Below are 26,671 nucleotides of genomic sequence, written 5' to 3' on the forward strand. Positions count from 1 at the left end.
GTAGCTCCTAGATTGGCACGCTTTGCGGCCGCTTCCACCGCACCCACCCCGCGACGATCAGACGGGTGAGCGTGAAGGCGGTGAAGACCGTGGTGAGGATGCCGATGCCCAAGGTCACGGCGAAGCCGCGCACGGGGCCGGTGCCGATATAGAACAGCACGGCGGCGGCGATGAAGGTGGTGATGTTGGAGTCGAGAATGGTCGCCAATGCGCGCTTGAAGCCGGCGTCGATCGCCGAGATCGCATTGCGACCGCCGCGCAGCTCCTCGCGGATGCGCTCATAGATCAGCACGTTGGAGTCCACGGCGATGCCGACCGTCAGCACGATGCCGGCGATGCCCGGCAAGGTCAGCGTGGCATTGAGCAGCGACAGCACGCCGAAGATCATCGCGACGTTCACCACCACGGCGATGTTGGCGAACACGCCGAACAGCCGGTAGGTCAGCAGCATGAACACGATGACGAGGATCGAGCCGACATAGGAGGCGAGCTCGCCCTTGGCGATCGAGTCCGCGCCGAGGCCCGGACCGACGGTGCGCTCCTCGATGACCGTCAGCGGCGCGGGCAGCGCGCCGGCGCGCAGCAGGATCGCGAGCTCGTTGGCGGACTGCACGGTGAAATTGCCGGAGATCTGGCCCGAGCCGCCAGTGATCGGCTCGCGGATGACCGGCGCCGAGATCACCTTGTTGTCGAGGACGATGGCGAACGGCTGCCCGACATTCTCGGTGGTGGCTTGCGCAAACTTGCGCGAGCCGGCCGAGTTGAAGCGGAAGGTGACGATCGGCTCGTTGGTGCGCTGGTCGAAGCCGGTCTGCGCATCGGAGAGATCACCTCCGGAGACAAGCACCTGCTTCTTCACGACATAGGGCTGGTTGGGTGGCGATGCGCTCTGGAGCACCTCGGAATCCGGCGGCACCCGCCCCTGCACCGCCTGATCCGCCGGCACCGAGGTATCGACCATCCGGAATTCCATCTTGGCCGTGCGCCCGAGCAGGTTCTTGAGCTGCGTCGGATCCTGCAAGCCCGGCACCTGCACCAGAATGCGATCGTTGCCCTGGCGCTGGATCACGGGCTCGACGGTGCCGAGCTCGTTGACGCGGCGCTCGACGATCTGCATCGACTGCTCGATGGTCTGGCGGATGCGTTCGGTGATGGCCGCCGGCGGGATCGTCAGCCGGACCAGTCCGCCGCCGGCATCGCTGACTTCGAGGCTGCGCTGGCCGCTGGAGCCGAGCAGCCCGCCGAGCGGCTGCGAGAGATCGCGCAGCTTGGAGATCGCGGTTCCCGTGTCGCTTTCCTTGGTGATCCGGACCTCGACCCCATCACCCCGGCTCACCAATCCGGTGTAGCCGATCTTGGCATCGCGCAGCGTGCGGCGAACGTCGTCGCGCACGGCATCGAGCCGCTCCTTCTTGATGTAGTTGGAGTCGACCTCGAGCAGCAGATAGGAGCCGCCCTGCAGGTCGAGGCCGAGCACCAGCCGGCGCTGCGCCCAGGCCGGCCAGGTCTTGACCGTCGCTTCGGAGAAGAAGTTGGGCACCGCGCACAGGCACACGACGAGCGCCGTGAGAATGATGCCCAGCGCCTTCCACCGCGTGAAATACAACATGGAGGTTGTCCGTAAGGGCCGCAGCCGGCCCGGAAAATCAGAACATCACAAAGAGCGAAGGCCGGCGTTCAACCGGCCAGGCCGGCGATCAGCTCGCTGCCTTCTCGTCCTTCTTGTCGTCCTTTGCGTCTGCCTTCGCGGGCTCGCCCTTGGTGCGGACGCCCGTGATCATCTGGCGCATCTGGCGCACGCGCACGCCGTCGGCGATCTCGAACTCGACCTGGTCGTCGTCGACGACCTTGGTCACCTTGCCGACCAGGCCGCCCTGGGTCACGATGGTGTCGCCGCGGCGGACGTTCTTGACGAGATCGGCGTGCTCTTTGACCTTCTTCTGCTGCGGCCGCAGGATCAGGAAATACATGATCACGAAGATCAGCGCGAACGGCAGCAGCGACATCAGCATGCTGTTGGTGTCGCCAGCGCCGGCGGCCTGGGCATAGGCAGGGGTGATCAGCATGTGGTCGATCCTCGTGGGCAGCGCCCGGTGAGACGGGAATAGCCGGCGAACCACGCTTGTCTCGGCGCGGGCCGGCCTCTTGCGAATTTCGCGCGGAATATAGCGGCAGCAGTCCCAATAGCAAGGCGCCCCGCCCCTTCATTTCGCCCCGCTTGCGGCAGCCGGCGAGGCCCGATATGGCTGCCCCATCAGGAACTTGCAGCATGTCGAAAAAACCAGCCAGAGCCTCGTCCCGCGCCCCCGCCAAAAACGCCCTCAGACCGCTCGCCAAAGGCCTCCGGCCTGCAGCGCAAAAGCCACCAAAGATCGCGGCAAAACGTCCCGCCGGCCCCGCCTCCGATGATACGGCTGACCGGATTGCCCGTGCGCTGGAAGCAATTGCCGCGCATCTGGCGACAACCCATGCGGGTGCCACGCCCGCGCTGGACCTGACCGCGGCCGACGCCTTCGTCTGGCATCCGAACGGCCGGCTCTCGACGGTGCCGCGCGTCAGCCGTGTCGAGATCGACCTGCTCAAGGGCATCGACCGGATGCGCGACATCCTGATCGAGAACACCGAGCGCTTCGCCAACGGCCTGCCGGCCAACAATGCCTTGTTGTGGGGCGCGCGCGGCATGGGCAAATCATCGCTGGTGAAGGCCGCCCATGCCAGCATCAACGTCACGCGCAAGCCGGCCGACCGGCTGAAACTGATCGAGATCCACCGCGAGGACATCGAGAGCCTGCCGGCGCTGATGGACATCCTGCGTGCCGCGCCGTTCCATTTCATCGTGTTCTGCGACGACCTGTCGTTCGACGGCAATGATGCGTCCTACAAATCGCTGAAAGCCGTGCTCGAAGGCGGCATCGAGGGACGCCCGGAGAACGTCATTCTCTACGCCACCTCGAACCGGCGCCATCTGTTGGCTCGCGACATGATCGAGAACGAGCGCTCCACCGCGATCAATCCGGGCGAAGCGGTCGAGGAAAAGGTCTCGCTGTCCGACCGTTTCGGCCTATGGCTCGGCTTCCACCGCTGCAGCCAGGACGAATACCTCGCGATGGTCAAAGGCTATTGCAGCCATTTCGACATTGCAGTCGCCGAGGATCAGTTGGAGCGCGAGGCGCTGGAATGGGCCACGACGCGCGGCTCGCGCTCGGGCCGCGTCGCGTGGCAGTTCACGCAAGATCTGGCGGGCCGCCTCGGCGTGCGGCTGACAACGCAAAAAGCCGCGCAGTAATCTGCGCGGCCCTGTGTCGTCCACGGTTGCGTGGGGTCAAACGACCGGACCTCACGCCCCGTTGAGGAATTGCAGCGGGTCAACCGGAGACGATCCCTTGCGGATCTCGAAGTGGAGCTGCGGCGATCCGACTTCTCCCGATTGACCCGACTTGGCAATGACCTGGCCGCGCTTGATCGGATCACCGCGCTTCACCATCAGCTCACTCGCATGGGCATATGCGGTGACATAGCCGTTGGAATGCCGCACCAGGACCAGATTGCCATAACCCTTCAATTCATTGCCGGCGTAAGCGACGACGCCATCTTCGGCCGCCTTCACCGGGGTGCCCTCGGGCACGGCGATGTTGATACCATCGTTGGACTTGCCGTTGGTCTTGGCGCCGTAGCTGGTGATCACCTTGCCGCGCGCCGGCCAGCGGAAGGTCGGCAGCGAGCTGGTGGTCTCGGCGGGCCGCGCGGGCTCCTCCTCCTTCTCGGGCGCCGGATTGGCCTGGGCCAGGCGGGCGGTCTGGACCGGACCGGCGGCCGTCGCGACCCGCGTTGTCGGCGCTGGCGCCGGCACGGTCGCAACCGCCTGGGGAACGGTTGCGACCGGAGCCACCGGCGCAGCTGCCGCCACGGCCCTGCCAGGGACGGTCAGCCTGGTCCCGAGCTTGAGCGGCGAAGCCTGATCGAGATTGTTGGCGCGGGCGAGCTCAGCCGCCGTCAGATGATTCTGGCGGGCGATGCTGGCGAGTGTCTCGCCGCGGTTGACGAAATGGACGGTGGACGGTGCGACGGCCGCCACCGGCTTCGGCGCGACCATTGGCGCGGCGGCAACGGGCTGGGCCGCGGGCGCAGCCGCCACCGCGCCAGGATGCGGAATGATCAGCTGCTGGCCTGGCGACAACGCGCGCGGGCCCTTGTAGCCGTTGGCAGCCAGGATCTCAGCCGGCGTCACGCGGTAGCGCTTGGCAAGGATGTCGAGCGTATCGCTGGTGCCGACGATGATCTTGGTGCCACTGGCAGGACGCGCGGCCGCGACCGAACGCGGCGGCACGGTGCCGGTGGTCTCGAGGCGCGGCTGGGCCGGCGGAGCATAGGAATGCGCGGGCTGTGCATAGGCCGGGGGTGCGGCGACGGCGGGCGCCGCGACCGGGACCGCAGCGGGTGGCGCATAGGACGCGACGCCGCGCCCGCCCGACGACATGCCTCCGGCGCCGCCACCGGTCGGATAGGATTGCGGAGCCCCGACCGCCGGGGGCGGCAGCGCCGAGGACGAATAGGCAGGCGCCGGCGCGGGAGCCGGCGTGTAGGACTGGCTGTATTGCTGGTGCTGCCGGGGCGGCTGCGCCTGCACCGACCCGGTGGAATCGGATGCAAAGGGGTTTGAAAACGGATTTTGCGTCTGCGACAGCCGCGTCGACATGTCGGCGCTGCAGCCGGCGACGCCGAACGACATCAGCGCCAACGCCGCAACTTGCGGCAGGCGGCGCGAGCGAAGCAACTCGACAGTGGCGGGCATGGTTACTCACTCGTACGCAACAAACAACGAATTCGAGTAAACACAGCCGCGGTAAATAAGCGCTTAAGCCGCGAATAAAGCGATGTGCGGCCTGCTGATCCGCACGTTTAAAGTTCGCGCGCAATCCCCGGAATTGCCGGCACAAATCGCACGTCGACGAGCTCCTTTCGGTCGAAACGATCACCCGTCCGCGTGCTCCTGACGAGCGTCTGCACCCCGTGTTGCGGCCCGACCGGCGCGATCAGGATACCGTCCGGCTCCAGCCGGTCGAGCAGGCTCTGGGGAATCTCGTCCATCGCCGCCGTTACGATGATGCGGTCGAATTGGCCGCCCCCCGGCGGCAGCGCGTAGCCATCGCCGAGCATGACCTCGACATTGAAGCAGCCGAGCTTCTCCAACCGTTCCCTGGCCTTGTCGGCCAATGTCCGGAAGCGCTCCACCGTCAGGACGTTGGTGGCCAGCCTGGACAGAATCGCGGCCTGGTATCCTGACCCCGTCCCGATTTCGAGTACACGATGGGACTTCTGCAGCTTGAGCTGCTCGGTCATGTAGGCGACGACGAAGGGCTGGCTGATGGTCTGCCCACAGGCGATCGCCATCGCGCTGTCGCGATAGGCCTCCGGGCGGTCGGCCGGCAGAACGAACTCCTCCCGCGGCACCTCTTCCATCGCGCGCAACACCGCCTGATCGCTGATCCCCCGCCGACGCAGGGTCAGCTGAAACATCATTTTCTCGGGAGGAGCAGCTGGGGGCATCGGGATGTCGGTTGGTGGGCTCGTGCGCAATTTACCTGCCGGGCGAGGGTTGCGCACCGATTTTCCGCACACCCGTCGCAACCGGATGCACCGTCATGGTCCCGACGACGGACCGCGTTCCGCACAAGGAACCAAGTCGGGTCCGGTTCGTTCACTTTATGGGCGATCGTGCCCACGCCGCACGACCGTGAAAGACGACATTGTTGACGTTGCGCCATAAGCCGTTATTTGCGAGCGTCAAATCGGGTATGGGCAAGGACTGACATCATGACTGCACCGCGGCCGCCGCGCGGCTCTGTGTTTTTGGTTGAAGACGAAGTCATGATCCGAATGATGGTCGCCGACATGCTGGAAGAGCTCGGCTACACCGTCGCGGCCGAAGCCGGCGAAATCGGCGAAGCGATGCGGCTGGCCGAGAGCACCTATTTCGACGTCGCCATTCTCGACGTCAACGTCAACGGCAAGGTCATCTCGCCGGTGGCCGATCTCATCAAGGCGCGCAACCGTCCCTTCATCTTCGCAACCGGCTACGGCTCGTCGGGGTTGCCGGAAGAATATCGCGACCGGCCGGCCCTGCAGAAGCCATTCCAGCTCGAGACGCTCGGAAAGGCGATCGACCATGCCCTGCGTGGCGCTGGGCCACAGGGGTAGAAGGCGCTTCAGCCGAGAATGTCGCTGAGCTTGCCGGAGAACGCCTCGTCCGTGCGATCCAGGCGAAGCGGGGTCACTGATACGTAGCGCGCCGCGAGAGCTGCGAGGTCCGTCCCCTCGTCGGGCACATCGAGCGCGGCAGCCCGGTCGAAGCCGATCCAGAAATAGGGGTTGCCGCGGCCGTCGCGCCGCTCATCGACTTTCAAGAAGCCCAGATTGCGCTTGCCCTGGCGGGTGACCACGACGCCCCTGACCTCTTCCGGTGCACAGGCGGGGAAGTTGACGTTGATCACTGTATTCCTCGGCACGCCGGCTTCGAGCACCTTGCGCACGATCTGCGGGCCGAATTTGAGCGCGGTGTCCCAAGACGGCTTGTCACGCGTTGCGACGCTGAATTCCTGCGACAGGGCAAACGACGGCAGACCGAGAATGGTGCCTTCGAGCGCGCCGGCGATGGTGCCCGAATAGACCACGTCCTCGGCAACGTTGCGGCCCTTGTTGACGCCGGACAGCACCACGTCGGGCAGCTTCGCCCCCAGGATATGACGGGATCCCATGATGACGCAGTCGGTCGGCGTGCCGCGCACCGCGAAATGCCGCGGGCCGACCTCACGCAGCCGCAGGGGGTCATTGAGCGAGAGTGAATGGGACACGCCGCTCTGGTCCAGTTCGGGAGCCACGATCCAGACGTCGTCGGACAGGGCGCGTCCGATCTCCTCGATCACCTTGAGACCCGGCGCATGGATTCCGTCGTCATTGGTGCAGAGAATCCGCATGGCCAACCTTCCGTCCCTCCGAAAGCATCGTTCGGGGGTGTCTTATCTGCTGTGCAGCATCGAGGCAAACCTGAGCGCGCTGCGGCACCACCCGGTCAATGCCGGATCCGCCACTGCGGCAGGAACCTGGCGAACTGCCCTCGCGTGCCCAGCCTCAACGGTAGGCTGGATGTGCCGGATCCGCCGGGTGCCTGCTGGACAGGAGGCGCCGGCACCGCTGAAGGCTCCGTCCGCGGCACTGCCGCAAACCGGACCCGCGCGACACTCAACGCCTTCTCGAAGTCGACGGGGTTGAACCAAGCCTGATCGCGCAGCGAGTCGTGCAGGCCCTCGTCCCAGACCCTTGAGGATTCGATATCGAATGCTCCCTTCAGGCGCTGATCGACCGCCTGGATGCCGGAGCCGGTGACGGCCCATTGCCGCCCGATCCAGAAAATATCCCGATGCAGAGCCATGATGCCGGTATCTGAAAAGCAATTGCTGAACAGAACCGAGGATACGACCCGCCGGCGCGTACGCAATGGCGGCGACCTGAGCGGATGCAATTTGCCGCGACGCTATGGCTCCGCGGCCACCACCTTGAGGCCGCCCATATAAGGCTGCAGCACGTCGGGAATCGCGATCGAGCCGTCGGCCTGCTGATAGGTCTCCATGACCGCTATCAGCGCACGGCCGACAGCCGTGCCCGAACCGTTCAATGTGTGCACGAAGCGCGGCTTGCCATCGCTTCCGCGATAGCGTGCATCCATGCGGCGCGCCTGGAAGTCGCCGCACACCGAACAGCTGGAGATCTCGCGGAAGGCGCCGCCATCGCCCTGCCCGGGCATCCAGACCTCGATGTCGTAGGTCTTCTGCGAGGAGAAGCCCATGTCGCCGGTGCACAGCGTGATGACTCGATAGTGCAGATCGAGCCGGCGCAGCACTTCCTCGGCGCAGGCCAGCATGCGCTCATGCTCGTCCTTGCTGGTCTCCGGCGTCGTGATCGAGACCAGCTCGACCTTGGTGAACTGATGCTGACGGATCATGCCGCGGGTGTCGCGGCCGGCGGCGCCCGCCTCGGCGCGAAAGCACGGCGTCAGCGCCGTGAGCCGCATCGGCAACTCCTTCTCATCGACGATGGACTCGCGCACCAGGTTGGTCAGGGCCACCTCGGCAGTTGGGATGAGACCCAGCCGCTCGGTCTTGAGGCGATCATCCGGCTCTGCAATCAGCTCGCCCTTCACGGCCCAGAACTGGTCGTCCTCGAATTTCGGCAATTGGCCGGTACCGAACATGACGTCGTTGCGTACCAGCAGCGGCGGATTGATCTCGGTGTAGCCGTGCTCATTGGTATGAAGATCGAGCATGAACTGCCCGAGCGCGCGCTCGAGCCGCGCCAGGCCACTCTTCAGCACGACGAAGCGCGCGCCCGACAGCTTCGCAGCCGATTCGAAGTCCATGGTGCCAAGAGCCGCACCGAGATCATCATGCGGCTTCGGCGCGAAGGCGTAGTTGCGCCGGGCGCCGAACATGTGGCGCTCGACATTGTCGTGCTCGTCCTTGCCGTCCGGCACCTCGTCGAGCGGCAAATTGGGAATCGCCGAGAGCTCGCGCGCCAGCTCCTCATCCGCCTGCTTCGCGGCTGCCTCCAGCTCCGGCATGGTGGTCTTGAGCTTGGCGACCTCCTCCATCAGCGCCGATGCGCGCGCGTCATCCTTGGCCTTCTTGGCCTCGCCGATTTCCTTGGAGGCGGCGTTGCGCCGGGCCTGGGCCTGCTCGGAGGCCAGGATCGCCGCGCGCCGCCGCTCGTCGATGGCGAGCAGATGCGACGACAGCGGTGCCAGACCCCGGCGCGTCAGCGCCACATCGAAACCTTGCGGATTGTCACGGATCGATCTGATGTCGTGCATGGTCGTTCGGTCCTGGGAACGAAGAGTATCGGCGAGTCGCCTGGGCTCGCGGGCCGGCCTGCACTACCGCGAATGGCGCCGGATGGGAACAGGCAACGCCCTGGGATGTCCCCGAGCGCAACCGTTCTATTCGGAAGGGTCGGCCGGGAGATTCCCCGAGCCGGACGACGAGCCGGACTTGGCCGCAGCCGCCTGCTTCTCGACGATGCCGACCGCGATGATCGCGCCCTCGTAGAGCGCCAGCAGCGGCAGCGCCAGCGAGGCCTGGCTGAGCACGTCCGGCGGCGTAAGCACGGCCGCGATGATGAAGGCGATCACGATGAAATAGCGCCGCTTCTCCTTCAGCATCTGCGAGGTGACGATGCCGATGCGGCCGAGCAGGGTCAGGATGACCGGGAGCTGGAACGCGATGCCGAAGGCGAAGATCAGCGACATCATCAGCGACAGATATTCACCGACCTTGGGCATCAGCGCGATTTGCGCCGTCTCGGGGCCGCCGAGCTGCTGCATGCCCAGTGAGAAGCGCACGATCATCGGCCACACCGCAAAATAGACCAGCATGGCGCCAAGCACGAAGAAGACGGGGGTCGCTATCAAGTAGGGTAGGAAAGCATTGCGTTCGTGGCGATACAGCCCCGGCGCCACGAACTTGTAGATCTGCGTCGCGATGATCGGGAACGAGATGAAACCAGCGCCGAACATCGCGAGCTTCAACTGCGTGATGAAATATTCGAGCAGCTGGGTGTAGATGAACTTGCTGTTCTCGGCACCTGCGACCCAGACGAACGGCAGCACCAGGATGTTGTAGATCTGCTTGGCGAAAAAGAAGCAGAAGATGAAGGCCACGCCGAAGCCGATCAGCGCCTTGATCAGCCGCGACCGCAGCTCGATCAAGTGGTCCATCAACGGGGCCTTGCTGGCCTCGATATCTTCGACGGTCATGACGCTTTGGCGTCCTTCGGGCGGTCAGCTTCTGCTGACGCAGACATTTCAGGCTGTGGCTCGGGTTTGATTTCACGGACGATCGCCAGCGGCTCGCCCACGGATTGATGGACTTCAGCCTCTGCGAAGGTCTCGGCCACTGGAGGTTCGGGGGTGGTCGGGGTCATCACAGGAGGCTCGGGCGAAGCAGCAGCCACATCCGATGCGGGCGCCGGCTCGGCGGGCTTGTCGATCCCCTCGATATCGAGAGCCTTGTCGACGTCGCGCTGCAACGAGGAGATCACGCCGGTCGGAGTGAAACCGCTGGCCGCCTCGCGGACCTCATCGAAACTCTTCTTGAGGTCGGCCATCTCCGCTTCGCGCATCGCCTCCTGGAACTGGCCCTGGAACTCCGAGGCCATCCGGCGCGCCTTGCCGATCCATTGCCCGACCATACGCAGGACGCCCGGAAGCTCCTTGGGACCGATCGCGATCAACGCGACGACCCCAATGACGAGCAGCTCACTCCAGCCGATATCGAACATGAAACAATCCGCCTACGCGACGACGCCTCTGATCCCGCCTATCCGGGCCTGTCTGAACAGGTCCCGGTGCCGTCCCTGCGGGAGCGCGCCGCCGGCGCCTTTCACGCGCAGATCAAACGGCTTTGCTGCCGACATCCGTGCGGGTGGCCGAAGGCGTGGCGCCGTGATCGATCGACTTGACGGGCTCGGTCTTCTCCGGCGCCTTGTCGTCGTCCTGCATGCCCTTCTTGAACGCCTTGATGCCCTGCGCGACGTCGCCCATCAGATCGGAAATCTTGCCGCGCCCGAACAACAGCAGGACGACCGCGATCACGACGATCCAGTGCCAAATGCTAAGCGAACCCATCCTGCAACCCTCCAAACACCGGCGCAGCCTTCACCCGACTGCCCGTCGACGCTACCGCCGAAACCGCGTCATATCCATGGACTTGACCGCGACACTTCGCTTCTAGCATTCGATTGCGAAACATCAACACGAACGCGGCGCATCAGCCGAAAACGGCCCGCGGACAGCCCAATCTGGCCGGAAGGTAGGCGCCAACGCCCCCAAAAACAAGCACTTAAGGTCCGACAATTCGCGGCCGGACCTACGTAATAACGCGAGTGTTAACAGCCCCGGCCGCTAGCTTTGGCGCGGCGAGCCATCGTCGTCGGTATCGCGGTCGTGCGCGTCATCGGCCGCGTCGATCTCCTCATCCGCCGTGTCGACCTCGGCCTCGGCCTCTGCCTCATCGTCTGCCTGAGCGTCAGCGTCGGCAGACAGCTCGACGACCTCGATAACGGCCTCGTCGTCCGGCTCGACCTCGATCTGCTCGACGGCCAAGTCCACCTCGGTGATCTCGGTTTCCGCATCGGCGCCCGGCAGTTCCAGATCGCCAACGGCAACCTGCGACGAGGTGTCGTCCCGAACGGCGGCCTCAGTGGTCGCCATCTGGCCTTCGGCGACCTCGGCCGCAGCCGTGTCGGCTGCGACCGTTTCCATCTCGGCCGTTTCGTCTTCCGCGGCTTCGGCCTCGCCAGGCTCGGCCTCCACCGCCGGCGCAAGCGCCAGGTCGAGATCGCCCGGATCCAGCGGCTCCTCGTCCTCCCGCAGCGTCGGATCGTCCGATGGCGTCGGGACGGTGAAGCCGGTCGGCAGCCGGGAATCCAGCAGGCCGGTTCCCTTCAGCTCTTCCAGGCCAGGCAGATCGCCCAGGGTCTCCAGGCTGAACTGAGCCAGGAACGCATCGGTGGTTCCGAAGGTCAACGGACGGCCCGGCGTCTTGCGGCGCCCCCGCGGCTTGATCCAGCCGGTCTCCAGCAGAACGTCCAGCGTTCCCTTGGAGGTGACGACGCCGCGGATCTCTTCGATCTCGGCACGCGTCACCGGCTGGTGATAGGCAACGATGGCCAGAACTTCGATCGCCGCGCGCGACAGCTTGCGCGTCTCGGTGCTCTCGCGCGTCATCAGCCAGGCGAGGTCGCCGGCGGTACGGAAGGTCCACTTGTTGGCGACGCGCACGAGATTGACGCCGCGATTGGCGTACTCCGCCTGCAGCTGCGCCAGTGCGGCCTTGATGTCGACACCTTCAGGCATACGCTTGGCGAGCGCAGCCTGCTCGAGCGGCTCTGCCGAGGCAAACAGGAGAGCCTCGAGGATGCGCAACTCTTCGGGGCGCGCTACAGGCTCGATCGCGATCTCGTCGGGCTCTTCCATGCGCAGTTCCGCCAAGCTTGCCATGGCAGGGTCTCCTTGTTCGTTACTCAACCGTCAAGTCCGGCGCAGCCATGGCGCCGGGCTGGATCGGTGGACGCTTACGAAAGTACAGCGGCGCGAACGCCTGCTTCTGGTTCAGCTCGAGCTTGCCTTCGCGAACCAGCTCGAGGACGGCCGCAAAGCTCGATGCGAAGACGGTGGCCTTCTGTGCAGGCTCGACGACGTAGTCCAGCAGGTAGTCGTCGAGACATCCCCAATCGTCCGAGACCTCGGTCATGCCGACCAGACGCTCGAGCGAGGCGCGGGCCTCGGCAAGCGACCAGACCGTGCGCTTGGCCATATGAACGGACGTGACGACGCGCGACTGCCGCTGGATGGCATAGGCCGACAGCAGGTCGAACAGGGTCGCGGTGAACTTGGGACGACGGACCTCCGCTATGGCCTCCGGGTTGCCGCGCGGGAACACGTCACGCTGGAACTGGGGCCGGTTCATCAGGCGATTGGCGGCTTCGCGGATCGCCTCCAGCCGGCGCAGCCGGTTGGCAAGTGCCGTCGCCATCTCCTCGGCGCTCGGACCTTCCTGCGCTGGCGGCTCGGGCAACAGGAGACGCGACTTCAGAAAAGCGAGCCAGGCCGCCATCACGAGATAGTCGGCGGCGAGCTCCAGCCGGATCTTGCGGGCAGCCTCGATGAACTGGAGATATTGGTCGGCGAGCGCCAGGATGGAGATCTTGGCAAGGTCGACCTTCTGCTGCCGCGCCAGCGCGAGCAGCAGGTCGAGCGGGCCCTCGTAGCCCTCGACGTCGACGACCAACGCCGGTTCGGCCTCGGCCAGCTCCGTCGTGGGACGGCCGGTTTCAAACGACAGAATTTCAGCGGTCATGCGCTAGCGGATCCCAGCCGGTTGATCAAGGCGTCGAGCTCGCCGCGCGCGGCGTCACGATCGAAGCCTGTAGGTGCCTTGCGCGCCGCAAGCGCGCGATCGGCGCGGATCAGAGCCTGCCCTTCAAGCTCAGGCGTCTCGGCGGCCACGGCCTGCATCTCGTCGAGCTTGCCGTTGCAATGCAGAACCATGTCGCAGCCAGCCGCCACGATCGCACGCGTGCGCTCGGCGATCGATCCGGCCAACGCGTTCATGGAAACGTCATCACTCATCAACAAACCCTGGAACCCGATCCGTTTGCGAATCACCCGTTCGATCATTGTCGCAGAAGTCGTGGCCGGATGGGCGGCGTCGATCGCGCTAAACACAACATGTGCAGTCATCGCCATCGGGAGGTCGGCCAGCGGCCTGAACGCGGCGAAATCGGTTGCGTCGAGTTCCGCTTCTGGCGCGTCCACGGTCGGCAACCGGAAATGGGTGTCGGCGGTGGCCCGGCCATGCCCCGGAATGTGCTTCAGCACCGGCAGCACGCCGCCCTGCTCCAGCCCCTCCGTCACCGCCCGGGCGATCGCCGCCACCTTTTCTGGCGTCGTGCCATAGGCTCGATCCCCGATCACGGCATCGGCGCCGGCGACAGGGACGTCGGCGAGCGGCAGGCAATCCACAGTGATGCCGAGCGCGAGCAGGTCGTCGGCGATCAGGCGAGCGCTGAGCCAGGCGGCACGGAGGCCTGCGGCCGAATCAAGGTCGTAGAGACGGTCGAACACCACGCCGGCGGGATAGGCCGGCCAATGCGGCGGCCCCAGCCGCTGCACCCGGCCCCCCTCTTGGTCGATCAGGACCGGAGCGTCGGCGCGGCCGACGCAGGCTCTTAATTCCTCAACCAGCGCAGTCACTTGGGCGGGCGACTGGACGTTGCGTTTGAACAGGATGAAGCCCCAGGGCCTGGACTCGCCGATGAACGCGCGCTCGGCGTCGGTGAGATCAGGCCCGGAGATGCCGGTAATGAAAGCCCGCATGGTCATGCGGGCCGCATAAACCCCGCCTCGGGGGCGGTCAAGCAGGCCTTAATTGTTGCTAAACGGGAAACACTGTCCGCCGGCAGTTTTCAACGATCCGCACATCTTGTTGGCCTCTTCCTTCGTCGCGAAGGGTCCGACGGCTGCGCGGTACCTGACGCCGCCCTTCTCACCCAGATCCATCCGCTTGATGATCGGCTCATATTTGCCCAGCACGGCGCCGTACTTGTCCTGCACCGCCTTGTAGGACGACATCGCCTCCGCCTCGCTGGCCTGCGACGAGATCGAGACCAGGTAGCCGCCGGTACGATCGGTCTGGGTCTGCTCGGTGACCGGCACGGCCGCGGCGATGCGCGCCGGTGCGGCCGGCTGCGGTGTCAGCGGCATCGGGCTGTCGTTGGCGGCCGACGCATTGGCGTTGGCCGGCGATTTGCGGCCCTTCGGCGTCGCCGCCGGCTTGGTTGCAGGCGTCGCCGGCATCGGCGGATCGGCCGCAGCGGCCTGATTGCCCCCCGTCACGGACAGCGTCTTGATCGGACGCGGATCACTGTTGGGCAAAATGCCGTTGGCGTTGGCCATCTGCGACATCGGGGCCGCCCCGGCGCTGACCGGTGGCGGAGCCGCATTCTGGTTCATCTGCGGGAACACCACGCGCGGATTGCCGCCGCGGGCGTTCAGATCCATCGGCGTCTCCTCGCGGGACACCAGCTTCTCGCCGCCGTCATTGCCGAGCAGACGATCCGGCACCTTCGGCGTCGGATCCTGCTGGGCCATGATCTTGGTCGGACTGTTGTCGGCGCGAATGATCGGCGGCTCGCCGGTACGGCCGGACGAGATGTAGGTCTTGTAGCCGTAGGCGCCGCCGGTGCCGACCACCGCAAGGGTCAGCACGGCGAGCACGGTGCTCATTCCGCTGCGCCGCCGCGGCCGCTCCTCTTCCTCGCCCTCGTCGTAACCGTCCTGATAGCCGTATTGGCCGTCCTGGAAATCGTTGTCGCCCTGAAACCCCTGCTGTCCCGAGCCCATCTGCCCGAACAGCGCATCGTCATAGCGCGAGGAGTCCGGCTCGTTGTCGTCGAAGCCGTTGTCGCGGTTGTAGTCGCGGTCATTCTCGGCGAACCCGTGGCGCGATTCCCCGACGCTGTAGTCGAGCTTGGACAACTGATCGGCGAACTCCGCGTTCGGATAACCCTGCTGCTGCCGGGGAGTGGGCGCGGGCGCGAAATCCTGGTCCGGGAAACCCGGCTGGCCGCGCGGATCCTGATAGCCCGCCGGAAAGGCCGGCGGTGCAGGCGCCGGCTGCGGCGGCTCGCGGCCGATGTCGGCGAAGGGGTTGGCGGCGGCAGGCTGGGCACGTTGCATCCAGGCCGGAGCGCCGGCCGGAGGCATGCCGGGAACCGGCTGTTCCGGCGCGGGCGCCGCGGGGCGCGCCATCGGACGCGGTTGAGATTGCGGAGTTGCCCGGCCCGAGGCGGCAAAAGGATCGTTCTGCCCGATCAGGCGAGCGAGTTCGGCGAGCGGATCGGCATCGGCCTGTTGGTTTCCACCACGGCCAAAACCATCAGCGGGAAAGGGTCTGTCCTGGTAACGATCAGCCATCGTGATGAAGCGTCCCTGCGGGTGAGCCGCATATGCGTCCTAAGGCGGACCCTGCCAGATTGAGGCCCCCAACTGAAGTCGTGTGTTTCCCCCAATCAGCGCATTGCATCAGGAGCATTAACGCCCAAGATCGCAAGTCCCGACGCCAGAACCGAGACGACGCCCTGAACCATGGCCAAACGTGCCTTGGTCAATTCTGCATCATCATCGATAATGAAGCGTAAATAGGGCAAATCCCGCCCCCGCGTCCAGAGGGCGTGAAATTCGCTTGCAAGTTCATACAGGTAGAAGGCGATCCGGTGCGGCTCATGCGCCAGCGCTGCGCTCTCCACCGTACGTGGGTACAGTGCCAGGCGTTTCAAGAGGTCGTGTTCGGCCGAGTCGGAGAGTTTTTCGAGGTTGGCCTCGCGGAGGAACGCTAACCGCGCCCCCTCGTCCTCCGGCAGGTCCCGGAAGCTCTCCCGCGCATTGCGAAAGATCGAATGCCCCCGCGCGTGGCCATACTGGACATAGAATACGGGATTGTCGCGCGACTGCTCGATGACCTTGGCGAGGTCGAAATCGAGCACGGCGTCGTTCTTGCGGTAGAGCATCATGAAACGGACCGCATCGCGCCCCACTTCATCAACAACTTCCCGCAAGGTGACGAAGTCGCCGGAGCGCTTCGACATCTTCACCGGCTCGCCATTGCGCAACAGCTTGACGAGCTGCACGACCTTGACGTCGAGCACGGCCTGTCCGGCCGTCACCGCTTTCACCGCCGCCTGCATGCGCTTGATGTAGCCGCCGTGATCGGCGCCGAATACGTCGATCAGGTCGGCGAAGCCGCGCTCGAACTTGTGCCGGTGGTTGGCAATGTCGGAGGCGAAGTAGGTGTAGCTGCCGTCCGACTTGATCAGCGGACGATCGACGTCGTCGCCATAGGCCGTGGCGCGGAACAGAAGCTGCTCGCGATCCTCCCAATCCTCCACCGGCGCGCCCTTGGGCGGCGGCAGACGGCCTTCATACACGTCGCCCCGCTCGCGCAGGAACTCGATCGTGTCGGCAACCTTGTTGGTGCTGCCTGCAATCAGCGAGCGTTCCGAAAAGAACACGTCATGACGGATGTTGAGCGCGGCGAGATCATCCTTGATCTCGGCCATCATCATCGCGATCGCCTTGTCGCGCACGATCGGCAGCCACTCGGTCTCAGCGAGCGCCTTGAGCTTGTCGCCGTGCTCGGCCGCGAGCGCCTGCCCGACCGGCTTGAGATAGTCGCCGGGATAGAGCCCTTCCGGAATGGCGCCGATGTCCTCGCCCAGCGCCTCGCGATATCTGAGGAAGGCGGAGCGCGCGAGTACGTCGACCTGAGCGCCGGCATCGTTGATGTAGTACTCGCGGGTGACGTCGCGGCCGGCGAACTGCAACAGGCTGCATAGCGCGTCGCCGAACACGGCGCCACGGCAATGGCCGACATGCATCGGCCCGGTCGGATTGGCCGAGACGTATTCGACGTTGACCTTCGGCGCGCCCGGCACCGGCGCAACGCGGCCGTATTCGGCGCCTTCGCGCAGGATCGTCGCCAGCGCCTTCGCCCAAACCGTCGGCTGCAAAGTGAGATTGATGAAACCCGGACCGGCGACGTCGACCTTCGCCACCAGCGCATCTTCGCGCAGGCGCTGGGCGATCTGCTCGGCGAGATCACGCGGCTTAGCCTTCGCCTCCTTGGCGAGCACCATCGCCGCGTTGGTGGCCATGTCGCCATGGCTCGGGTCGCGCGGCGGCTCGACGACCACGCGCGAAAAATCGATGCCCTCGGGCCAGCCGCCATCCTTGGCGAGCGCGGCGCAGATCGCGTGCACGCGGGCCAGCATGTCGGCGAAAAGATAGGGGGTGGACGCTTGTTCAACCATGCCGCCGCCTAACGCAAATCCGGAGTCGAGTCAAAAAGCCGGTGGTGCTCCGTTAAGGCGAAACGGTCCGTCATTCCGGCGATAAAATGGCCGATGCGGCGAGCCCGATCGCCCTCGCCGTCGCAACCGTCCAGCCAGCCCGCGGGCAGCGTCGAACCGTCCTCATGGTAGCGGCCGTACAGGTCGGCGACGATGCGCTCGGCGTCGCGCATCACCCGCATCACCCGCTCATGGCGGTACATCCGCTGCCAGAGAAACCCCTTGATGGTCGCCTCATGCTCGGCCACATCGGCCGGAAATGCCACCAGCGGCCCGCTGTGCCGCCTGATGTCGTGAGGCGACATCGGCTGCGCCCGCGCGATCCGGCGCTCGGCCTCGGCCGCCACGGCGGCGATCAGGTAGGAGATCAGCTCGCGCACCAGCTCGGCGCCGCGCCGGATCGGATCGAGCGCCGGATATTGGCGATCGATCTCGGCGATCATCGCGGCCAGCAGGGGAATTTCCTTGAGGTCGTCGACCGTGAACAGGCCGGCCCGCAGCCCGTCGTCGATGTCGTGGGCGTCATAGGCGATGTCGTCCGCGAGCGCCGCGACCTGGGCCTCGAGCGAGGCGTAGCTCCACAGCTCCAGGTCGAACCGGGTATTGAACTCGGCGATTCCCGGCGGGATCGGCTCCTGCAACGGCCCGTTGTGCTTGACGATGCCCTCGAGCGATTCCCAGGTCAGGTTGAGTCCGTCGAAATCCGGGTAGCGCTGCTCGAACGACGTGACGATGCGCAATGTCTGGGCATTGTGGTCGAAGCCGCCATGGTCCGCCATGCAGCGGTTCAGCGCGCGCTCGCCGGCATGGCCGAACGGCGGATGGCCGAGATCATGCGCCAAGGCCAGCGTCTCCGTCAGGTCCTCGTCGAGGCCGAACTGCCGGGCCAGCGCGCGGGCGATCTGGGCCACTTCCAAAGAATGGGTCAGGCGCGTGCGGTAGTGGTCGCCTTCGTGGAAGACGAACACCTGGGTCTTGTGCTTCAGCCGGCGGAAGGCGGTCGAATGGATGACGCGGTCGCAATCCCTGCGGAACGCGCTGCGGGTCCGGGACGGCGGCTCGGCGAACAGGCGGCCCCGGCTGCGATCGGGATCGCAGGAATAGGGAGCGCGGGGGGCAGCCATTCCGACCGACACGGGCGATTGTTCCTTTTGCGGTTTGATTCCTCGGCGGAGCCCACTTAACTATGGGGAGCGCCCGGCACCAAATGAATAGGGCATGACGTGCTACCTCGGAGACCTCCTGCCATGACTGATGCCTCGACCGGCCCCGTCACCATCAGCGAACGCGCCGCCCGCCGCATCGGAGAGATCCTCGGCAAGGAGAGCGCCGGCGCGATGCTGCGCATCTCGGTCGAAGGCGGCGGCTGCTCCGGCTTCCAGTACAAGTTCGACATCGACCGTGCCAAGGCCGACGACGATCTCGTCATCGAGCGCGATCGTGCGGTCGTGCTGGTCGATCCGGCCTCGGTGCCGTTCCTCGCCGGCTCGGAGGTGGATTTCGTCGACGACCTGATGGGCGCCTCGTTCCGGGTCAATAATCCCAACGCCACCGCCTCCTGCGGCTGCGGCACCAGCTTCTCGGTCTAGCGTCCCCTCGTTGTCGGCTCAGGCCTCCGCCGTCGCAGCCGGGACATCTGACGGCGCAAGCGCCGGCGCCTCGACGTTTGGCGCGGGCGTTCCGATCGCCTTCAGCATTGCCGCCACCATGGCCGGCTTGCGCAACGGCTTGGCCAGAAAGTCGGTCATGCCGGCCTCGCGGCATTGCTTGATGTCGTCCGGGAAGGCGTTCGCGGTCAGCGCGATGATCGGCAGCTCGGCGAGCCGTCCACCCTTGGCCCGGATGGCCCGGGTCGCGGCGATGCCGTCCATTTCCGGCATGCGAACGTCCATCAGCACGAGGTCGAACTCCTGTTCGTCGGCCGCCTTCACCGCCTGCACGCCATCCGGAACGATGCATTTATCGACCGGGAACTCCTGCAGCATCTTCGACACAACCATGCGGTTGGTGGCGTCGTCCTCGGCGATCAGCACGCGCAAGGGACGGCCGAGTGCCTCGATCCGTGCCTTGAGGTCGCCCGCGCCGACCCGGTCGCCGCGCTGATCGGACACCTGCTTGTCGCTCCACGGCAAGGTCAGGCTGAAGCGGAAGGTCGAGCCTTCGCCCTGCACCGACGACACCGCGATGACCCCGCCCATCTGCTCGATGATCCGCCGGGAGATCGCCAGCCCGAGCCCGGTGCCGCCGAAGCGGCGGTTGATCGAGGCATCGGCCTGGGCGAAATCCGTGAACAGCTTGCCGACCCGATCGGCGGGAATGCCGATGCCGGTGTCGGAGACGCGCCACTCGATCGTCGCCCTGTGGTCGTCGCGCGTGCGGCAGGCCACGGCGATGGTGATGCCCCCCTGCTCGGTGAACTTCACCGCGTTGGAGGCGAGATTGATCAGCACCTGACGAATGCGCGCCACGTCGCCCTTGAGCGCCGGCGGCAGCTTCGGATCGATGTCCGCATTGACCAGCAGGCTCTTCGATTTCGCGTTGACGCCCATGATGGCGGTGACCGCCTCGACCAGCGCCGCCGGCGAGAAATCCACCGTCTCGAATTCGAGCTTGCCGGCGTTGAGCTTGGACAGATCGAGGATGTCGTTGAGGATGCGCTGCAGGTTGTCGCCGGACTCGCGGATCGTCATGACCGCGTGACGCTGCTCGTCGTCGAGCTTCGTCTCCAGCAAGGTCGAGGCGAGCCCGAGCACGCCGTTCATCGGCGTGCGGATCTCGTGGCTCATCATTGCCAGGAAGTCGGATTTGGCACGGCTTTCGGCTTCCGCCTGCTCGGCCCGCCAGCGCTCGGTGACGTCGCGGCCGAAGCCGCGATAGCCTGCGAACTTGCCCTCGTGATCCCGCGCCGGCCGCGCCGTCAGCGCCCAACGGCGGCGCTCGCCGCCAGCCACCACGACATGGATCAGAATTTCCGGGATCGACAGCCGCTGCGCCATGCGATCGGCCAACGTCTTGAGCGTCGCCGTATCGGTCGGGCAGAGATATTTCAGCGTATCGATCAGCCGCTCGCCCTTGAGCTGATCGAGCGGAAGCTGGGCCACGTCGGCGAAACGCTGCGGCGCGTCGATCAGCCGGCCCTCGGCATCGGTCTGCCACAGCCAGCTCGCGGCGTTTTCCTGGAATTCCTTCAGGAGCAGCGAGATCGTCTCGTTCTGGCGCTCGTGCCGGATCTGCGCCTTCAGGTTCTCCAGGAACACGTTGCCGTGCGACACCAGGTGCCGCACCATGAACGAGGTGTAGAGCAGCAGGAACACGACGAGCACGAGATAGGTCGCGCCGCCGCACAGAAACAGCGAGCCCACCGAGGCGAGCATCAGGGTCCAGGTGTAGGCGAGACCAGCCCGCGGCACGCTCGACATCGCGAACGCGCCACCGGAGATCATCCCGGTCATCAGTGAACCCACGATGATCTGCAGATGCGGATCGACCTGCGGCATCACGATCAGCGGCAGCGATCCCCAGATCGTCGCCAAGAAGAACGCCTGCAGCGTCATCCGGGAGATGGCGCGCTCGGACGCCTCCTGCGGCCGCGACTTGCGCGCGCGCCACCAGCCGCGCAGCGCCATGCCGCCGGCCACGCCGATCGCAGTGCCCCACGCGATGAGGAAGAGATTGGAGACGGTGTTCCAGAACACGCCGAGAATGATGGCCGCGTTCGCGAAATTGATGCCGATTGTCACGGGGACGAGGCGCGCGACGGCATCGACCTGCCGCGCCCGGATGCGCCGGCGATCGCGCTCGGTCAGCGCTTCGTCGTCGAGACCCTCGATGGCGCCGAAGCCGCCGATCCAAAGGAAGAAGGCCCCCAGCGGGCTGCCGCCGGCCGTTCGCTTCGAGCGCGTGGGATCCCCAGGCCAATTCATGAGCGCGCAGAACCTTCGTTGTGATCCCTTGCCATGCCTGATCGGCTGCTTCAGCCGCGTTAATTGTTCCGCCCGTAGAATTACGGAACCTCCGAATGCGCGCGCTGGCAGCGCCGGATGCAACTCATCGTTCCCGCGGCACGATGTGCCCGAGTCATGATCGTCCGTTTTCCCCTCGTTCAGGTCGAGGGCGCAGGGAATGCCGGGTGCTGGCCGCAACCCATGGCCCGCCTGCAGAAAGAAAGCAGGCGGCAGTCACCACAGGTCCAGCCGGTCAACCGGCATTCCCTGCACGACGGCTCTACGCCTTATACGCATTCTCCCCGGGGACCGGGCTGTCTTGCCCCCGTGACCGGCGGATCATCGTCACCACCGGCGTGGCCTCAGCGTCGGGAGACCAGGACCATGCGATTTCGGCGTGCGCCATGTGCCGTTCGTCCGCACGGCATCACGCCATGCTGCGGCCCACGACGCCCATCGCATCCCACCCCGCGTGTCGTGACGATCGCGATACGCCCCTCGTGCCGGGGTGGGACGGCGACATAGGAGCATGAATTCTGTAAAAGCGAAACAACGATATTTTTCGCACCGGGACTGGACAGGGCAAATCAGCTTGAAGGCGCTCATGAAATTAATCTCTCGGCGCACGCCTATTCGACGCCGGCTGCGCCCATTGGCATCGCCAACATGGGTCATGCGGTGGATCGATTTGCCCGACGTGCACGCCGGATCACAATCACCACGTCGTTGTTCGCTGATCCCTCACAGCACCGCGCCGGAGGCGTAGGCACTGGCCCAATGCGGAAAACCGTTTTCGGCGGCACGCGCCGCCGCGTGATCCCAGTCATAGGTCAGCGCCAGCAGCTCGGCCTGCCAATGTCCGCGTCGCTCGGTCAGAACCGCGTAGCGCGCGTGCGGCGAGCGATGTTCGAGCTGGGCTGCGATCGGGATGTCGCCGAACACCGGGCAGCCGACGCTGCCGGGGTTGATCACCAGCGGCCCACGGGGCACCTGCACCACCGCCTGCCGATGACTGTGGCCGCACAGCACCAGCGTGGCGCCGCCGAGATTGACGAGACGCGCGGCCAGCACGTCGCGACGCGCTGGCACGTAACGGCCGTCGTCGAGCATCTCTTCGAGGAGGCAGGTGCTGTCGTCGTCCGGCGTGCCGTGCACGGCAAGAATGCCCTGCTCCAACGCGATCCGCGCCGGCAAGGCATGCAACTGGCGTCGCTGCTCAGGCGTGACCGCCGCACGCGCGAAGCGGCCGGCCGGCGACAACTTCTCCTCCGGCCATTCCTCGATCCAGCGGTCATGATTGCCGCGCACCGTCGGCAGCGCCAGCGACTGCAGCAGCTCGAAGGTTTCCTGCGGCCATAGCGGGCTCGTGACGCAGTCGCCGAGATTGACGGTGGCATCGACGCTGCGGGTCGCGATGTCGGCGAGCACGGCCTCCAGTGCCGGAAGATTGCCATGCACATCGGAAATCACGGCCAGTCGCATTGTCGTTTCCTCGCGTCGCAATTCGTAGTGATCACTTGAGACAGAGCGATAGCATGATCGTCATTGCGAGCGAAGCGAAGCAATCCAGGGCGACGCGAGGATTCTCGACGGCTTCGCTCGCTCGCAATGACGGCGCAAACGTAGGGTGCAAAGCGTCGCCTAAGGCGGCGCGTGCCCACCGTCTTTCGCCCGGCAACGCCTTGAACGGTGGGCACGCCGCTTGCGCGGCTTTGCCCACCCTACGTATTGCCCCTCGCCCGCAAGGGCGGCGTCACACAATGGTCGCCGGAGTATAGCGCAGCAGCAGCCGGTGCGTCGGATAGAAGATCACGAGCGGCAAGCCGATCAACAGCAGCACAAACCACGCCGCGCCCGGCATGTAGCTCTGCGCCGACGCATCGCTCAGCCCGTAGACGTAGTTGATGTTGACGGGAAGATTGCCCGCGGCAGGCGGCGGCGGCATCAGGAAGTAGCACACCGACAGCAGCGCCCAGGCGCCAACGGTCCAGACTGCGAAGGCGCGGCGGTCATAGCCGAGCCGCCACACCAGCCAGGCCAGCACGAACGGCAGCCAGAAATGGAAGAACGACAGGCTGCGCGTGAACAGCGGCAGCTTGGCGTCGAACATGTAGGCGGTCATGCCGGTCAGCGGCACGCCGGCGGCGGTGCCGAGAAAGTCGACCACCCACAGCGCCTGCGGCAGCAGAATGCCCACGGCCGGCGCCGACGCGAGCAGCGGGCTTTCCAGCCAGACGGCGGCCAGCGTCGTTAGCAGCGCGACGTCGCAGAAATAGAGGAAGTTGGTCGGGCCGTAGGCCATGAGATAGGTCGGCACCAGCACCGCGCAGAACGCGCTGTAGGTGAGCTTGAACCACAGCGGAATGCCCACCTTCGCAACCGTCTCCATCGATCCCCTGCCCCTGCAATATGGCTGTCTTCGCAATCGCGCGGAGATTGTGGGGAGATGAGCCAGCCCGTCAACGAGACGGCAGACGATGTTCGTGGCAACGTTAATGAAAGTTTGCCCGGAGTGACGAGTTGCTGTCGATCCCAGGCTATTTGTCGGGCTTGGGCATGACGACCAATCGTATCGCGCCGAGATGATCGACCTGCTCCAGCCGATCGAGCCTTGTATATCCCATCTCCCTGAGAAACGTCTTCCCCTCCTCTGTCCATCGTCCAAACCGGGTGCCGACGACCTCCATCAGACCAAAGGCCGCGAGGACCTCGATCGCCTCTTCGCCAGCCGACATCGAATGGCTGTCCACCACCTCGCGACCTTCCAGATATTGGATGACCATCGACGCCAGTGCGGACAGGATCTTCTTTTCGTTTTCTGTCATGTCTTTCCTCAGGACTATCAACAAGTATAGCATGCCCCAGGTCACATTGCAGTCCGTACGGTGGGCGAAGCGAGCGCCGCAGGCGATCGCGTGCCCACCATCGGTGACCGCGCAAGAACGCCGGTGGGCACGGTGCTCGCGACGCTGGCGCGTCGCTGCGCGCCTTTGCCCACCCTACGATTCTCTCACTGCAGCGCCCCGATCGCGAACACATCCGCGCGCTCGATGATCAGGTCGCGGAACAGGCGGGCGCGGTGCGACATCCATTGCGGGTCGGGATAGACGACGTGAAGCGGCAGCGACGGAACGTCGTAGTCGGGGAGCAAATGGATGAGCCTGCCTGACGCAATGTGTTGAACCGCGCACCAGTCCGGCAGCACGGCGGCGCCGAGGCCTTCCAGCGCCGCCAGGGTCATGATGTCGGCGTCGTCGCAAGTGAGCGAGGGTGTGATGCCGACGACGTGGCGGCCGGTTTCGGATTCGAGGCTCCATTCGTTCTTCGGCGACAGCCGCGAATAGGTCACGCAGGGGAGCTGGCGCAGATCATTGGGCAACCGCGGCGGGCGGTGTCTTGCGAGCAGCGATGGCGCCGCAACCAGCAGCCGCTTGACCGTGCCGACGCGGCGCGCGACCAGCGAGCTGGAGCTGAGCACGCCGATGCGGATGGCGAGCTCCGTCCCGGTCTCCACGAGGTCGACGAACTGCTCGGTGAAGCGGATGTCGAGCCGCACCTCGGGATAACGGCGGCCATATTCGGCGAAGACGTCGCTGAAGAAATGGCGGCCGAACGAGGTCGGCACCGTCATCCGCAAGGTGCCCGACGGCGCGCCGACGCGCTTCGGCGACGGCATGCCCGCGCTCTCGAACAAGGTGACGATGTCCTTGGCGAGCTTGAGGACGCGATCGGCCTCGGCGGTCGGCCGCAGCTTGCGCGTGGTGCGGACGAACAGGCGACAGCCGAACTGCTCCTCCAAGAGCGCGATGCGCTTGGTGATCGCCGGCTGTCCCAGGCCCAGATCGGCCGCGGCCTGGGTGAAGCTGCCGGCCTCCATGACGCGGATGAAGGTCTGCAGCGCGTCGATCCGGTCCATCCATTCCTCCCCGGAATGAGTTTTATTCTCGTCATTCCGTATACGTCAGGAGGCAGGCCGGTCTAGCCTCTCAAAAAATCAAACGGAGGGAGACCATGGAGAAGTCGATTGGCATCGTCGGGGCCGGCATCGGCGGGCTGCACCTGGCGCTGTATCTGCAGAAGCAAGGCATCCAGGCCACGGTTCTGACCGACCGCGAGCCGGAACAGTATGCTGCAACGCGGTTGATGAACACGGTGGCCCATCACGGCATCACCGTGGCGCGCGAGAACGAGCTCGGCGTGAACCACTGGGACAGCCCCGAATTCGTCTATCACCACCACGATCACTTCTTCAATTTCCCCGGCAGTCCCCTGCTCTTTCGCGGGGCCTTCAAGCAGCCGAGCCGCGCGGTCGACTACCGGATCTACCTGCCGGCGCTGATGAAGGATTTCGAGGACCGCGGCGGCGCGATCGAATATGCCAGCATCCAGGACGACGACATTCCGGCGCTGGTGGCGCGCTTCGACCTGCTGGTGGTATCGACCGGCAAGGGCGCGCTGGGGCGGATGTTCAGCCACCGGCCGGAGCTGTCGCCCTACAACCAGCCGCAGCGCCTGCTCTGCGTCGGCCTCTATGACGGCGTCGACCACGGCAGCCCCGAGGGCGACGATCCGCGCGGCGTGACGCTGTCGGTCTCTCCGGGCCATGGCGAGATGATCGTGATTCCGACGCTCACCTTCGGCGGCATGAAGACGGCGCTGCTGATGGAGAACATTCCCGGCGGTGACATGGCCGAGCTGGTATCGCTCAACTACGACGCCGATCCCTCGGCCTTTCGGCAGACGCTGCTCGACAAGCTGGAGAAGCACCATCCGCACACCTACAACCGGATCGACACGCACCGCTTCGATCTGCAGCCGCTGGACCTCTTGCAGGGCGCCGTGGTGCCGACCGTGCGGCGCTCCTCGGTCAGCTTCGACGACGGCAAGATCGCGATTGCGCTCGGCGACGTGCACTCCGTGGTCGATCCGATGATGGGCCAGGGTGCCAACATGGCCTCCTATGCCGCGTTCGAACTCGGCAAGGCGATCACCGAGGCGGTGGCGTTCGACGACCGCTTCGTCGAGACGGTCGATCGCGCGCGCGAGAACCGCGTGCTCGCCGCAGCGCGCTGGACCAACCTGATGCTGCAGCCGCCGTCGGAGGCGATGGGCCGGCTGATCTTCACCATGGCGCAGGATCGCGGGCTCTGCGACGAGTTCACCGACAATTTCAACTATCCGGAGCGGCAGTGGGACCGGCTGGCGAGCGAGCGGCGCATTCATGCCTGGATCGACGAGCGGACGCGGCTCGCGGCGTGACGCGTGATGAC

General features: G+C 65.6%; 25 protein-coding genes. 4 read left to right on the forward strand and 21 right to left on the reverse strand.

Annotated elements, in window-relative coordinates; genetic code table 11:
- Nucleotides 1-7 precede the first annotated feature (7 nt).
- Together secD and yajC are read right to left on the reverse strand one after the other, a co-directional pair.
- Nucleotides 8-1,609, reverse strand: coding sequence for a protein translocase subunit SecD (secD, locus tag ACQR03_RS07420; RefSeq protein ID WP_315711724.1), 1,602 nt, complete (start codon nucleotides 1,607-1,609; stop codon nucleotides 8-10).
- 88 nt (nucleotides 1,610-1,697) lie between these two features.
- Entirely contained in the window at nucleotides 1,698-2,066 is a 369-nt protein-coding gene (gene yajC, locus ACQR03_RS07425) for a preprotein translocase subunit YajC (RefSeq protein ID WP_006614336.1), read from the reverse strand.
- A 203-nt stretch (nucleotides 2,067-2,269) separates the two neighbouring features.
- Here yajC and ACQR03_RS07430 point away from each other — a divergent pair, with 203 nt between their 5' ends.
- Nucleotides 2,270-3,286 (forward strand): ATP-binding protein, encoded by a 1,017-nt coding sequence (locus ACQR03_RS07430; RefSeq protein WP_434841159.1) that lies wholly within the window; start codon nucleotides 2,270-2,272, stop codon nucleotides 3,284-3,286.
- 51 nt (nucleotides 3,287-3,337) lie between these two features.
- Here the strand turns inward: ACQR03_RS07430 and ACQR03_RS07435 are convergent, their stop codons facing one another.
- Nucleotides 3,338-4,792 carry a LysM peptidoglycan-binding domain-containing M23 family metallopeptidase gene (locus ACQR03_RS07435; RefSeq protein ID WP_315711721.1) on the reverse strand — a complete coding sequence of 485 codons (1,455 nt, stop codon included), beginning with the start codon at nucleotides 4,790-4,792 and terminating at the stop codon, nucleotides 3,338-3,340.
- A gap of 107 nt (nucleotides 4,793-4,899) precedes the next feature.
- Nucleotides 4,900-5,547, reverse strand: coding sequence for a protein-L-isoaspartate(D-aspartate) O-methyltransferase (locus ACQR03_RS07440; RefSeq protein WP_315712607.1), 648 nt, complete (start codon nucleotides 5,545-5,547; stop codon nucleotides 4,900-4,902).
- 267 nt (nucleotides 5,548-5,814) lie between these two features.
- Between ACQR03_RS07440 and ACQR03_RS07445 the strand changes: the two genes are divergently transcribed.
- Entirely contained in the window at nucleotides 5,815-6,198 is a 384-nt protein-coding gene (locus ACQR03_RS07445) for a response regulator (protein ID WP_315711720.1), read from the forward strand.
- 8 nt (nucleotides 6,199-6,206) lie between these two features.
- Here the strand turns inward: ACQR03_RS07445 and surE are convergent, their stop codons facing one another.
- From surE to ACQR03_RS07505, 12 genes are all read right to left on the reverse strand, one after another.
- Nucleotides 6,207-6,974: a 5'/3'-nucleotidase SurE gene (gene surE / locus ACQR03_RS07450; RefSeq protein ID WP_315751011.1), complete on the reverse strand. Its 768-nt coding sequence runs from the start codon at nucleotides 6,972-6,974 to the stop codon at nucleotides 6,207-6,209.
- 95 nt (nucleotides 6,975-7,069) lie between these two features.
- Nucleotides 7,070-7,429: a hypothetical protein gene (locus ACQR03_RS07455; protein WP_315751010.1), complete on the reverse strand. Its 360-nt coding sequence runs from the start codon at nucleotides 7,427-7,429 to the stop codon at nucleotides 7,070-7,072.
- A 102-nt stretch (nucleotides 7,430-7,531) separates the two neighbouring features.
- Complete coding sequence (gene serS, locus ACQR03_RS07460; RefSeq protein ID WP_434841160.1) at nucleotides 7,532-8,863, reverse strand: serine--tRNA ligase; 1,332 nt, start codon at nucleotides 8,861-8,863, stop codon at nucleotides 7,532-7,534.
- Nucleotides 8,864-8,989: 126 nt separating this feature from the next.
- A complete protein-coding gene (gene tatC, locus ACQR03_RS07465; protein ID WP_315827526.1) occupies nucleotides 8,990-9,805 on the reverse strand; it encodes a twin-arginine translocase subunit TatC in 816 nt (271 codons plus the stop codon).
- Entirely contained in the window at nucleotides 9,802-10,329 is a 528-nt protein-coding gene (gene tatB, locus ACQR03_RS07470; RefSeq protein WP_315711712.1) for a Sec-independent protein translocase protein TatB, read from the reverse strand. Before tatB ends, tatC begins: the two co-directional genes overlap by 4 nt.
- Nucleotides 10,330-10,441: 112 nt before the next feature.
- Nucleotides 10,442-10,675 (reverse strand): twin-arginine translocase TatA/TatE family subunit, encoded by a 234-nt coding sequence (locus ACQR03_RS07475; protein WP_006614346.1) that lies wholly within the window; start codon nucleotides 10,673-10,675, stop codon nucleotides 10,442-10,444.
- 276 nt (nucleotides 10,676-10,951) lie between these two features.
- On the reverse strand, nucleotides 10,952-12,049 hold the full coding sequence (gene scpB / locus ACQR03_RS07480; protein WP_315827524.1) for an SMC-Scp complex subunit ScpB: 1,098 nt from the start codon (nucleotides 12,047-12,049) through the stop codon (nucleotides 10,952-10,954).
- A gap of 19 nt (nucleotides 12,050-12,068) precedes the next feature.
- Complete coding sequence (locus ACQR03_RS07485) at nucleotides 12,069-12,908, reverse strand: segregation and condensation protein A (protein WP_315751001.1); 840 nt, start codon at nucleotides 12,906-12,908, stop codon at nucleotides 12,069-12,071.
- The gene (gene nagZ, locus ACQR03_RS07490) at nucleotides 12,905-13,933 is read right to left on the reverse strand and encodes a beta-N-acetylhexosaminidase (protein ID WP_434841161.1); all 1,029 of its coding nucleotides are present in this window, start codon (nucleotides 13,931-13,933) and stop codon (nucleotides 12,905-12,907) included. The genes ACQR03_RS07485 and nagZ overlap by 4 nt, the downstream gene beginning before the upstream one ends.
- A 42-nt stretch (nucleotides 13,934-13,975) precedes the next feature.
- On the reverse strand, nucleotides 13,976-15,526 hold the full coding sequence (locus ACQR03_RS07495) for an SPOR domain-containing protein (protein WP_434841162.1): 1,551 nt from the start codon (nucleotides 15,524-15,526) through the stop codon (nucleotides 13,976-13,978).
- A gap of 95 nt (nucleotides 15,527-15,621) precedes the next feature.
- The gene (gene argS, locus ACQR03_RS07500) at nucleotides 15,622-17,418 is read right to left on the reverse strand and encodes an arginine--tRNA ligase (RefSeq protein WP_316170167.1); all 1,797 of its coding nucleotides are present in this window, start codon (nucleotides 17,416-17,418) and stop codon (nucleotides 15,622-15,624) included.
- 8 nt (nucleotides 17,419-17,426) lie between these two features.
- Nucleotides 17,427-18,593 (reverse strand): deoxyguanosinetriphosphate triphosphohydrolase, encoded by a 1,167-nt coding sequence (locus tag ACQR03_RS07505; RefSeq protein WP_315711700.1) that lies wholly within the window; start codon nucleotides 18,591-18,593, stop codon nucleotides 17,427-17,429.
- A 111-nt stretch (nucleotides 18,594-18,704) separates the two neighbouring features.
- Here ACQR03_RS07505 and erpA point away from each other — a divergent pair, with 111 nt between their 5' ends.
- A complete protein-coding gene (gene erpA, locus ACQR03_RS07510) occupies nucleotides 18,705-19,046 on the forward strand; it encodes an iron-sulfur cluster insertion protein ErpA (protein WP_315711699.1) in 342 nt (113 codons plus the stop codon).
- A gap of 18 nt (nucleotides 19,047-19,064) precedes the next feature.
- Here the strand turns inward: erpA and ACQR03_RS07515 are convergent, their stop codons facing one another.
- The 5 genes from ACQR03_RS07515 to ACQR03_RS07535 form a co-directional block, all read right to left on the reverse strand.
- Nucleotides 19,065-21,380 carry an ATP-binding protein gene (locus tag ACQR03_RS07515; RefSeq protein WP_434841163.1) on the reverse strand — a complete coding sequence of 772 codons (2,316 nt, stop codon included), beginning with the start codon at nucleotides 21,378-21,380 and terminating at the stop codon, nucleotides 19,065-19,067.
- Nucleotides 21,381-22,142: 762 nt separating this feature from the next.
- Entirely contained in the window at nucleotides 22,143-22,883 is a 741-nt protein-coding gene (locus tag ACQR03_RS07520) for a metallophosphoesterase family protein (protein WP_316188276.1), read from the reverse strand.
- Nucleotides 22,884-23,154: 271 nt separating this feature from the next.
- The gene (locus ACQR03_RS07525; RefSeq protein ID WP_316188275.1) at nucleotides 23,155-23,790 is read right to left on the reverse strand and encodes a hypothetical protein; all 636 of its coding nucleotides are present in this window, start codon (nucleotides 23,788-23,790) and stop codon (nucleotides 23,155-23,157) included.
- 148 nt (nucleotides 23,791-23,938) lie between these two features.
- Nucleotides 23,939-24,226: a hypothetical protein gene (locus ACQR03_RS07530; protein ID WP_316188274.1), complete on the reverse strand. Its 288-nt coding sequence runs from the start codon at nucleotides 24,224-24,226 to the stop codon at nucleotides 23,939-23,941.
- A gap of 185 nt (nucleotides 24,227-24,411) precedes the next feature.
- A complete protein-coding gene (locus ACQR03_RS07535; protein WP_315711695.1) occupies nucleotides 24,412-25,317 on the reverse strand; it encodes a LysR family transcriptional regulator in 906 nt (301 codons plus the stop codon).
- Nucleotides 25,318-25,412: 95 nt separating this feature from the next.
- Between ACQR03_RS07535 and styA the strand changes: the two genes are divergently transcribed.
- Complete coding sequence (gene styA, locus ACQR03_RS07540) at nucleotides 25,413-26,660, forward strand: styrene monooxygenase subunit StyA (protein ID WP_316188273.1); 1,248 nt, start codon at nucleotides 25,413-25,415, stop codon at nucleotides 26,658-26,660.
- The last annotated feature ends 11 nt before the right edge of the window (nucleotides 26,661-26,671 follow it).

It is taken from the genome of Bradyrhizobium sp. HKCCYLS3070, from assembly GCF_051167575.1.
GTDB lineage: Bacteria > Pseudomonadota > Alphaproteobacteria > Rhizobiales > Xanthobacteraceae > Bradyrhizobium.